Here is an 11,384-nt window from a genome sequence, read left to right on the forward strand (position 1 = left end):
TGGAAGAAGCTCTTTTTATTGCCTGGCAAAAAAATAAATTTGGAAAAAATCTTGAAATGGAAAGCTGGAAATAGGTGCTTATTATTTATTTCCTCGCAGATTTTGCAGATTAAAACTGATTTCTCTTTTCACGAATTAAAACATAAAAAAACCGCTGAATTTCTCCAGCAGTCAAATCTTCTTCTTCTTGATTCTTTTATCTAAAAGATTAAACGTTAAAACGGAAATGCATTACATCTCCATCTTTTACTACATATTCTTTTCCTTCTACTTTGAACTTTCCTGCTTCTTTAGCTTTTGCCTCAGAACCGTACTGAACGTAATCGTCATAAGAAATAACTTCCGCACGAATAAAACCTTTTTCAAAATCAGTGTGGATAACTCCTGCTGCCTGTGGTGCTGTTGCTCCAATATTGATGGTCCAGGCACGAACTTCTTTTACACCTGCTGTAAAGTAAGTTTGTTGTTTTAATAACTTGTAAGCAGCACGAATTAAAACGGATGCTCCCGGTTCTGTTAATCCCATATCTTCAAGGAAAACCTGACGCTCTTCATAGCTTTCTAATTCAGTAATATCAGCCTCAGCTCCAACAGAAAGAATGATAACTTCTGCATCCTCATCTTTTACTAATTCACGTACCTGATCTACATATTTGTTACCGTTTACAGCAGAACTTTCGTCAACGTTACAAACATATAAAACTGGTTTTGCTGTAATTAACTGAAAACCTTCCATTAGAACTTCTTCATCATTTGACTGAGGAATAATTGTTCTCGCCGATTTTGCCTGTAATAAAGCTTCTCTAATTCTGTTCAATAAGGCTTCTTCAGTCTGCGCTTCTTTGTTTCCGGTTTTTGCAGCACGTTTTACTTTTTCTAAACGTTTTTCTATTGTTTCTAAATCTTTTAACTGCAACTCGATATCGATTGTTTCTTTGTCACGAATTGGGTTTACGTTTCCGTCAACGTGTACAATATTATCATTGTCAAAACAACGTAAAACGTGAATAATAGCATTACACTCTCTGATGTTTCCTAAAAACTGGTTTCCAAGACCTTCCCCTTTACTTGCCCCTTTTACCAAACCTGCAATATCAACGATATCAACTGTTGCCATTTGTACACGTTCTGGTTTTACCAATTCTTCTAATTTGTTGATTCTTGGATCCGGAACATTTACAACACCAATATTAGGTTCAATTGTACAAAACGGAAAGTTGGCACTCTGCGCTTTTGCATTAGATAAACAATTAAATAATGTTGATTTTCCAACATTTGGTAATCCTACAATTCCTGCTTTCATCTGTTTGTTTCTATTTATTTATTCGGCCTTTTAATGTTTATGTTCAACATTAATCCTTGTAATTTAATATTTTATGAACTACTTGATTCTTTTGGTTTCTGCCAAAATGATATTTTTTGGCTTTAAAATTTTGCAAATATAAGATTTAATACCTCGGGAGTGAAGTAAAAATGTGCTTTAATACAATTTTAAAGTGGTGTCAGAAAATTTTTAAACTTTTTATTAATGTTTTGTTAAATAATTGTATTTTTATAAAAACAAACAATGAAAAACAAACCAAAAAAAACCATCAACCATGAAAAAGATTGCATTATTTTTATTATTTCTGAATACAGCTTTTCTCTTTGCCCAAAAAGAAGTCACGGGTATTGTAAAAGACAAAACAGGCAATCCTTTGCCGGGAGTGAATATTATTGAAAAAGGAACTTCCAACGGCGTTTCTTCTGATTTCGAAGGAAAATATAGTATTAAAGTAAAAGAAGACGCAACTTTAATTTTTAGTTACGTCGGTTTCTTGACAGTAGAAAAAGCAGTTTCGGGTGATAATCTCAATATTGTTCTGGATGAAAACGGTGGACAGATTTTAAATGATGTTGTAGTTGTAGGCTCCAGAAATACTAAAAGAACTGTTGTGAATTCAGCTGTTCCTATTGATGTTATTAATGTAAAAGATGTTACAACACAGAGCGGAAAACTTGAAATCAATGAATTATTACAATATGTAGCTCCTTCATTTAATGCCAATAAACAATCAGGATCAGATGGAGCTGACCATGTTGATCCGGCTTCTTTAAGAGGTCTGGGACCAGACCAGACTTTGGTTTTGATTAACGGAAAAAGAAGACATCAGTCGTCTCTTATAAATTTATTCGGAACAAGAGGACGTGGGAATACAGGAACCGATTTAAATGCAATTCCGGCTTCTTCAATTAAAAGAATTGAAATTTTAAGAGATGGTGCTGCCGCACAATATGGCTCTGATGCGATTGCAGGAGTTATTAATATTGTATTGAATGATACTGTTGATGAATTTACAGGATCTGTAACTTATGGCGTTTACAATACTAATGCAAAAGGAGATTTTCCTGAAGGTACTGCAAATACTGATGGTTACCGATTAGATCAAAACGGCAATGGAAATACTTTCGGAAAAGATCAGGCATTTGATGGAGGATCGGTAAAAGTAACTGCTAATTATGGTGTTTCTATAGGAGATAAAGGCGGTTATGCAAATTTTTCTACTGAGTATTTGAATAAGAATAAAACTTTGCGTCCGGGCTTTGATTTTAGAAAAGGTTTTGGAGAAGCTGCAATTCAGAGTTTTAACTTATTTGGAAATTTAGCTTTCCCAATCTCCGATAAAACTGAATTTTATGCCTTTGGCGGAAAAAATCACAGAGATACAGATGCTTATGCCTTTACCCGAAATGATGGAGAACGAGTTGTAGAAGAAGTATATCCTGGTGGCTACACACCAAGAATCACCTCTAATATAATAGATAATTCATTTGCAGCAGGAATCAGGACGCAAACTGCCAGCGGATGGAAAATTGACTTTAGCAATACATTTGGAAAAAATTTATTTCATTACTACGTTAAAGGAACTATCAATGCTTCTTTACTTGAAGCTTCTCCAACTGAGTTTGATGCCGGTGGGCACAGCTTAACACAAAACACCACCAATTTTGACATTTCAAAGAATTATGAAAGTGTTCTTGATGGATTAAATCTTGCTTTTGGAGCAGAATTCAGAACAGAAAAATTCAATATTTTTGCTGGAGAGGAAGGTTCTTATGCAACTTATGATACTGACGGAAGTCCTATTACAGACCCTGCGAATCAAAGTGCTCCTACTATTCCAAATCCAGAATATGACCCAACTGATCCAGATTCTTCACCAACAATTTCAAGACCCGGGGGTTCGCAAGGTTTTCCTGGCTATAGTCCAAATAACGTTGTTGACAAAAGCCGGACTAATCTTTCATTGTATACAGACGCAGAATTAGATTTTACTAAATCTTTTATGGTAAGCGGTGCTGTCCGTTTTGAAAATTACAGTGATTTCGGCAGTACCATAAACGGAAAATTAGCCTCAAGGCTCATGCTTACTAATCATATTAATTTAAGAGGTTCTGTTAGTACAGGATTCCGTGCACCATCATTAGCCCAAATTTATTATAACTTACGTTTTACAAATTTCAGCTCCGGAGGTGCTACAGAAGTATTGCTTTCTCCCAACAACAGCCCTGTAACGAAAGCTTTTGGTATTGATAATCTAAACGAAGAAAAAGCTATAAACGCATCTTTAGGTTTAACGGCCAATTTTGGAGATTTTACCGCAACTGTAGATGGCTATTTAATTAATGTAAAAGACAGAATTGTATTGACGGGGTATTTTGATGCTTCAGGTTTAGGACTTAATGTAGATAAAGCACAATTTTTTGTAAATGGAGTAGATACAAAAACAACCGGACTTGATGTAGTTTTAGCATGGAAAAAAACAATTAACGAAAATCGATTTGGAGCAACTTTGGTTGGGAACATCAATGATATGAAAATTGATAAGGTGAAAAATGGTGATTTAGACGAAAAAACATTCTTTGGAGAACGTGACAAAGCCTTTTTACTTGCCTCTGCTCCGCCAAATAAATTTGGTCTGAACCTAAACTATGGAAGAAAATGGTTCGATGCAGGACTGGCATTTACCAGGTTCAGCGAAGTAAAACTACTAGATTATCAAATGGATGAAGATCCGGAAGATTATAGAACTAGCCCTTCTGAAACCGATGAACAGGTATTTTCAAACCAAAAAAGAGCTGCTACAGATACTTACGGAGCAAAAATTGTGACGGATTTGACTTTAGGATTTAAACTGTGTAAATCTACTAAGTTAAGCATTGGAGCTAATAACTTATTAAATGTTTACCCTGACCAGCAAGATGACTGGGTTGAAGCCGGTGGTTATTGGGATGCGGTGCAAATGGGGTTCAATGGTGCTTACTACTATGCAAGACTTGGTTTTAATTTTTAACCAAATTACAAACAAAAACAAAAAATCCTGAGTAAAACTCAGGATTTTTTGTTTATAATTTAAATTCTAATGAATCAATAATTCCTTTTTCTTCATCAGTAGCAGTGAATCCGGATATATCCCAATACTTAGTCAGGACTTTATTTTTTTTATTAAAAAGTGATTTTTCTTTAAAAACATCACTTTCTTTATACGTAAAATTTTGTCTGTTGAAATTGGTTGTTATAAAACTATTCCTAACCTGAATATTTTTTATCTCCTCTTTTAAAACCAAATCATACCCTATTTCTTCATTTGCAGTCAATAGATAATAGTCTAAACCATCTATCCTGTAATTAACCCTTACAGACGATTTTGTGATGTTTTGAGAACCAATTTGTTCATTCTCCTGAATTTCAGCAAGATTAGCAGGTACTATAATAACACTAAATTCTACAATCAGTTTTTTTTCAGGATCGTAAATAATTTCGTAGGTATCCAAGGCAGTTTTTGAATTATCCAACGGAGTTACTGACATTATATAATAGTTCTTATTATTGGGATGTCCTTTGGTTGTAAAACTATACTCCTTTTTTGTTTTCGAATCCAAAAGCGGATCGAAATACTTTAAATTGGAATAATTTTCCATAATATTATTCAAATTATAGCCCATTAAATCGGCGCTGATATCTTTTTCCAACAACCCGTAAGACCTGTTTTGCTCTACCAGTAACGTAGTAGTTGCTTTTTTCTGGCTAACAGAAAATTGAAAATTTACCAGTCCGTCATTATAATAAGAGTATTTATTATTTAACATAAAAAACTCTCTTACGTATACTTTTAACCGATAAGAAGAGGCTAATTTTTGCCTTGAATTAGAAACAATTTTTTGAAGTGTTTTTTGAGGGTTTTCATTTGAAACTACGATTTCATCCAGTTTATTATGGCTGCTTTTTAAATAAACTACAAATTGGTCTTCTTTTAAAGAAGCCCATCGAAGTGTCAGTTTTTCATAATCCGTATCAGAAACCTGAACATTAGAAGCTCCATTTAACAGAAAAGTTACTTTTCCGTCCTTATTAGTAATCAAAGTCTGCTTCGTTTTCATAATAAGTACCGTTGCGTTTTCTATAGGCATTAACGTTTCTATATCTTTTACAATTATAGAATACTCTTGTTCCTGTGCAAAGGCATTTAAATTTAAAAAAAGAACTAATAATAGTACTAATCTGCTCATGAGTTTATTAAATTTTCAACGAAAGTATTAATTTTTGATTAATAAATTAACATTTTAAAAATAAAACATTAAAAATCAAAGGAGTAATGTTTTTCAAAATAAGAAAATTTGGAATAAAAAAAAATCCTGAGTTTTTAAAAATCAGGATTTTACATTCTTAATGCTAAATATTATTCTCCGTGTAAAAACGCCTGTCTGTTCAACAAGGTTTCTTCATCTTCTACGTGATTATCGTCTGGCACACAACAATCAACCGGACATACTGCAGCACATTGTGGTTCATCATGAAAACCTTTACATTCTGTACATTTTCCAGGAACGATATAGTATACTTCATCAGAAATTGGAGTTTGCGCATCATCTGCATCAACTTCAGTTCCGTCTGGTAAAATTACTTTTCCTGAAAGACTTGTTCCGTCTTTATATCTCCAATCATCAGCTCCTTCATAAATTGCTGTATTTGGGCACTCTGGTTCACAAGCCCCACAATTGATGCATTCATCGGTTATAATTATTGCCATTTTATTCTTGGTTACGGGTTAAAAATTATAAGATTTTACAAAAAATGCCAAACATTTTATTCTGCTTTGCCTTATAACTTAATATAGCTTATTTTTGTGCAAAATTACAATCAAAACCTTTCATAAACAAATTACTTATGTTACAAAACGAAAAAAAACAATCTTTTATAGCACTGGGCCGGTTTTTGAGTCAGTTTTCAGAAGAAGGAAATACCCGTAATGAATCGGTTTTAGGTAATGATTTGTTTTTTGAAGATTTTATAAAACTTATTCAGCTTTCGCAGTCACATAACGGATGGTACACTCCTGAACAAGTATCTTTTGCAATAAAATCGTGGTCTGATGCCCTTACAGAAGAAAACCTTGATAAATGGCTTTCTAACTACGAATCTGAGTTTTCTCAAAACAACAGAAAAGAAAAAACTGTTGCCTTAATTTTAGCAGGAAATATTCCATTAGTTGGCTTTCACGATTTTTTATCGGTTTTGATTACAGGAAATAAAGCTTTGATTAAAACTTCTTCAAATGATCAGCATTTACTGCCGTTTTTAGCCAAATACTTAATTTTTACTGATGAAAGTTTAAAAGATAAGATCACTTTCGTGGAAGGAAAATTAGAAAATTTTGACACCGTAATCGCGACCGGAAGCAATAATACAGCACGTTATTTTGAATATTATTTTAAAGACAAACCATCCATTATTCGTAAAAACAGAAATTCTGTTGCTGTTTTAAACGGTCGGGAAACAAAAGAAGATTTAGAAGCTTTAGGTGAAGATATTTTTCGCTATTTTGGTTTGGGATGCCGCAATGTATCTAAACTTTTTGTTCCGAAAGATTACAAATTTGATACTTTTTTTGAAGCTATTTTTAAATATCAGGATGTTATTCATTACGAAAAATATGCTAATAATTATGACTACAATAAAGCTGTTTTTTTGATGAGTAATTTCAAATTACTGGACAATGGATTTTTGACCATAAAAGAAGATTCCAGTTATGCTTCTCCTATTTCCAGCGTTTTTTATGAATTTTATGAAACCATAGAAGATTTACAAAACCGTCTCGAAGCTGATGCTGAGCAAATTCAATGCATTGTAAGCAATAATCTGATTAAAAACAGTATTTCTTTTGGCAAAACCCAGACTCCGGAATTATGGGATTACGCAGACAATATTGATACTATATCGTTTTTGTTAATAACATAGGTTAAAAATTTATAATTATTGCGAATAATTTAACGGTTTTTCGGCTCGTATTCCCGAAATTTGCGTTTTTAAAATTTGGACTTTTAACTATACCATGAAAAAACACAACTACAGCGCAGGACCAAGTATTTTACCTCAGGAAGTTTTTGAAAAAGCATCAAAAGCAGTTTTAGATTTTAATAATTCAGGATTATCAATTCTTGAAATTTCGCACCGAAGCAAGGATTTCGTTGCTGTTATGGATGAAGCCCGTGCATTGGCTTTAGACTTATTAGGCCTTACAGGCAAAGGATATCAGGCTTTGTTTTTACAGGGTGGAGCAAGTACAGCATTTTTAATGGCTCCTTACAACCTGATGAAAGAGAACGGAAAAGCAGCTTATTTAGATTCAGGAACATGGGCGACAGCAGCCATTAAAGAAGCTAAATTTTTTGGAGAAACTGTTATTGTAGGCTCTTCAAAAGAAGAAAATTATAACCATATCCCAAAAGGATACCAAATACCGGCTGATGCAGATTATTTTCACTGTACCAGCAACAACACTATTTTTGGAACTCAAATGAAAGAATTCCCTACAACCAACATTCCGGTTGTTTGCGATATGAGTTCTGATATTTTTTCACGCGATTTAGATTTTTCTAAATTTGATTTAATCTATGCCGGAGCTCAAAAAAATATGGGCCCTGCAGGAACTACACTTGTAGTAGTGAAAGAAGAAATTTTAGGCAAAAACGGAAGAGCAATCCCTAGTATGTTAGACTATACTAAACACATCAAAGCAGAAAGTATGTACAATACACCTCCTGTTTTTTCTGTTTACGTGTCATTATTGACTATGCAATGGATTAAAGCTCAAGGCGGAGTTGCTGCTGTTGAAAAATTAAATGATGCAAAAGCTTCTTTATTATATACTGAAATCGACAGAAATCCATTATTTAAAGGTGCTGCAGCTGTTGAAGACCGTTCAAATATGAATGTGACATTCTTATTAAACAATGCTGATCACACTGAAACCTTTGACAAACTATGGAAAGAAGCAGGAGTTTCAGGATTACCTGGCCACCGTTCTGTGGGTGGTTACAGAGCTTCTATTTACAACGCTATGCCTATCGAAAGTGTTCAGGTTTTAGTTGATGTAATGAAAGCTTTGGAAACTAAAGTTTAGTTCCTGAAAAATATCAATTGAATACCAGAGCCCTAGCCCCGATAGAAATGGAAATCCTTTTATGTTTTTCTTTAAAACATAAAAGATTGAAATGAATAGCGGGAATTAGCTTCTAAACAAAAAAAAAGAAAATTAATTTGAGGACGAGATTGCTTTGTTCCTCGCAAAGACATAAACTAAAATGAAAGTATTAGCGAATGACGGAATTTCTAAAAGTGGAATTCTAGCTTTAGAAAAAGGTGGATTTGAAGTTATCACTACAAAAGTAGCTCAGGAACAAGTTGCTAATTTTGTTAACGAAAATAATGTAAGCGTAGTTTTGGTGCGTAGTGCAACCAAAGTACGTAAAGATATTATTGATGCTTGTCCTGGTATCAAAATCATCGGACGTGGTGGTGTTGGTATGGATAATATCGATGTTGATTATGCTAAAAGTAAAGGAATTCACGTAATTAACACCCCTGCTTCTTCATCAGAATCTGTTGCTGAATTGGTATTTGGACACTTACTTTCTGGTGTTCGTTTTTTACATGATTCTAACAGAAATATGCCTTTGGAAGGTGATTCAAACTTTGACGGTTTGAAAAAAGCCTACGCAAATGGAACTGAATTAAGAGGTAAAACTTTAGGTATTGTTGGTATTGGCCGTATTGGTCAGGCTACAGCAAAAATGGCTCTTGGTTTAGGTATGAAAGTTATTGCTGCTGATGGTTATATTCCTTCAGTTGATGTAAAAGTTGAGTTTTTTGATGGTCAGTCTATTACGACTACGATCGTTCCTCAATCATTGGAATCATTATTAAAAGAATCAGACTTCATTACATTACACGTTCCTGCTCAGGATGGTTACATCATTGGTGAAAAAGAATTTGAAATCATGAAAGATGGTGTTGGAATCGTAAACTGTGCTCGTGGAGGTGTTATTGATGAAGTAGCTCTTGTAAAAGCTTTAGATTCAGGAAAAGTAGCATTTGCAGGATTAGACGTTTTTGAAAACGAACCAAAACCTGAAATGGCTATTTTAATGCACTCTAAAATTTCATTGACTCCTCACATAGGAGCTGCAACAGGAGAAGCTCAGGACAGAATTGGTACTGAGTTAGCTTCACAAATTATTACTTTATTAAGTTAATTCATTATAACTAAATAATTTTGAGGGGATTTATTAACATTGCTTAATAAATCCCCTTTCTTTTTTTATTAAATTTGAGTCTAATCTAAAAACCTTGAATCATGTTAGACCAATTAACTCAGTTAGTACAACAATTCGGAGAAGAAGCTGTTGTTAAAAATAATGCCGTTCCAAATGAGCATAATCAAGAAATAATAAAAGAAACAGGAAACTCTATTTTTTCAGGATTACAAAAAATAGCTTCTGAAGGAGGTGTTGAACAATTAGCTGGTTTATTTCAGGAAAAAACAATTGACAGTTCAAATCCTGTAGTACAGCAACTAACGCAACAATTATCTGGAAACCTTGGTGAAAAATTTGGTTTAAACACTGACACCTCTTCAAATGTTGCAGCAAGCCTTATTCCGCAAGTTTTAAATTCTTTGGTTAACAAGGCAAAAGACCCAAAAGACGGAAGTTTTCAAATTTCTGATATTGTAAATGCCATTTCCGGAAACAGTGGTCAGGCTACAAATATCATGGATACGATTTCAAAATATGGAGTACAATTTGGCCTGGATCAAAACGCTGACGGAAAATTAGATGTTGGTGATGTTATGGTGATTGCTAAAAGTGGTGGTCTTAGCGGCTTCTTTGGAAGGCTGTTCAAAAAATAGATTTAATAAACAAAAGCCGTTTACTTAACTGCAAATGGCTTTTGTTAAATAATAAAACCGTCTTCTTATTTTTTCGTAATTTTAAATTATGAAAAGTTTAATTTACATACTCGGAGTTTTATTTACAGTAATTGCCTGTTCATCATCTTCTAAGAATAAGACTGTTATAGACGGTCCTACATCACAAATAGCAGTAAACGATACCGTTCGGATTGCAAATGATTCTTTAGAATATGAAGTTATTATTATTGATAACGGATTTAGCTTCTGGCTTGCCTCTCAGGCATTACCAAGAAATTATTATTCATTAGCTTATCTGGAAAATAAAAACCTGATGTATGTAACAGAATGGAACAGCCGTGTTTTACAGCCTCAGCGATACAATCCGAATTTATATGAAATGACTATCGATTATCAGCCACATATAAAGTATGGGTACGAAGTAAACTACCTGATATATAACTATATGATTTATTTTCAAAATACTTTCAAACAAAAGCTCGCCGGATATGTACCACAACGATAATGTTAGTATATTTGTAATCACTACAAACAAATAATGAACAGATTAAAGCAACGTTGGGGCATTACCTCAAATTTTCAACTTGTTATTATATTTATTGTATTTGCCATCACCGGATCGGCATCTGCCTGGCTGTCCAGACCTTTTTGTGAATTATTAAATATAACTAAAGAAGATTTTGGGGGCTGGTTTACTTTAATTCGACTATTAATTATTTTTCCTATTTATCAAATTCTGCTAGTTGCTATAGGAACTTTATTTGGACAATTTCGTTTTTTTTGGAACTTCGAAAAGAAAATGCTTAAGAGTATGGGGCTTGGTTTTTTATTTAAAGATTAATTTTTTCACGCTATAGTTCAATCTGACTACTTGCTACTTGCCACCAAACTAAAATAGTTATCTGTATAAACTTTTTTTTATTGACTCATCTGTACTATTATTCTTCTTTAGACACAGAACAGTTGTAGTTTTAAAAAAAGAACATTACCTGTCTGTATTCACACCAAATCCAAAGAATATCCTTGGTTTTTTAATATAAAACATGCATTATATTAAAAAATAATGACTATATCATACAAAACACATTACCAGAACAGGATGGGACAGGACAGTTTTATTTCAAGTATTTT

At 33.4% G+C, this 11,384-nt stretch carries 10 protein-coding genes; 7 read left to right on the forward strand and 3 right to left on the reverse strand.

Going from position 1 to position 11,384, the window contains the following annotated elements:
• Positions 1-208 precede the first annotated feature (208 nt).
• Positions 209-1,303 carry a redox-regulated ATPase YchF gene (gene ychF, locus FLACHUCJ7_RS24435; protein ID WP_180910872.1) on the reverse strand — a complete coding sequence of 365 codons (1,095 nt, stop codon included), beginning with the start codon at positions 1,301-1,303 and terminating at the stop codon, positions 209-211.
• Positions 1,304-1,598: 295 nt separating this feature from the next.
• Here ychF and FLACHUCJ7_RS24440 point away from each other — a divergent pair, with 295 nt between their 5' ends.
• A complete protein-coding gene (locus FLACHUCJ7_RS24440; RefSeq protein WP_180910873.1) occupies positions 1,599-4,334 on the forward strand; it encodes a TonB-dependent receptor in 2,736 nt (911 codons plus the stop codon).
• Between the two features lie 52 nt (positions 4,335-4,386).
• On the opposite strand, the gene FLACHUCJ7_RS24445 is transcribed toward FLACHUCJ7_RS24440, so the two are convergent.
• Positions 4,387-5,550, reverse strand: a complete 1,164-nt coding sequence (locus tag FLACHUCJ7_RS24445) for a hypothetical protein (protein WP_078229637.1) — start codon at positions 5,548-5,550, stop codon at positions 4,387-4,389.
• A 170-nt stretch (positions 5,551-5,720) separates the two neighbouring features.
• Positions 5,721-6,071 carry a 4Fe-4S dicluster domain-containing protein gene (locus tag FLACHUCJ7_RS24450; RefSeq protein ID WP_031454881.1) on the reverse strand — a complete coding sequence of 117 codons (351 nt, stop codon included), beginning with the start codon at positions 6,069-6,071 and terminating at the stop codon, positions 5,721-5,723.
• 137 nt (positions 6,072-6,208) lie between these two features.
• Between FLACHUCJ7_RS24450 and FLACHUCJ7_RS24455 the strand changes: the two genes are divergently transcribed.
• From FLACHUCJ7_RS24455 to FLACHUCJ7_RS24480, 6 genes are all read left to right on the forward strand, one after another.
• Complete coding sequence (locus tag FLACHUCJ7_RS24455; RefSeq protein WP_180910874.1) at positions 6,209-7,279, forward strand: acyl-CoA reductase; 1,071 nt, start codon at positions 6,209-6,211, stop codon at positions 7,277-7,279.
• Positions 7,280-7,373: 94 nt separating this feature from the next.
• Positions 7,374-8,444 carry a 3-phosphoserine/phosphohydroxythreonine transaminase gene (gene serC / locus FLACHUCJ7_RS24460; RefSeq protein WP_078229639.1) on the forward strand — a complete coding sequence of 357 codons (1,071 nt, stop codon included), beginning with the start codon at positions 7,374-7,376 and terminating at the stop codon, positions 8,442-8,444.
• Between the two features lie 181 nt (positions 8,445-8,625).
• A complete protein-coding gene (locus tag FLACHUCJ7_RS24465; RefSeq protein ID WP_078229640.1) occupies positions 8,626-9,576 on the forward strand; it encodes a D-2-hydroxyacid dehydrogenase in 951 nt (316 codons plus the stop codon).
• Positions 9,577-9,677: 101 nt separating this feature from the next.
• Positions 9,678-10,232, forward strand: coding sequence for a DUF937 domain-containing protein (locus FLACHUCJ7_RS24470; protein ID WP_180910875.1), 555 nt, complete (start codon positions 9,678-9,680; stop codon positions 10,230-10,232).
• Positions 10,233-10,320: 88 nt separating this feature from the next.
• Positions 10,321-10,758 carry a DUF6146 family protein gene (locus FLACHUCJ7_RS24475; protein ID WP_180910876.1) on the forward strand — a complete coding sequence of 146 codons (438 nt, stop codon included), beginning with the start codon at positions 10,321-10,323 and terminating at the stop codon, positions 10,756-10,758.
• A gap of 33 nt (positions 10,759-10,791) precedes the next feature.
• Entirely contained in the window at positions 10,792-11,094 is a 303-nt protein-coding gene (locus FLACHUCJ7_RS24480; protein ID WP_031454887.1) for a DUF6787 family protein, read from the forward strand.
• Positions 11,095-11,384 lie beyond the last annotated feature (290 nt).

The organism is Flavobacterium salmonis, assembly GCF_903819435.1.
In the GTDB taxonomy this organism is placed as follows: domain Bacteria; phylum Bacteroidota; class Bacteroidia; order Flavobacteriales; family Flavobacteriaceae; genus Flavobacterium; species Flavobacterium chungangense.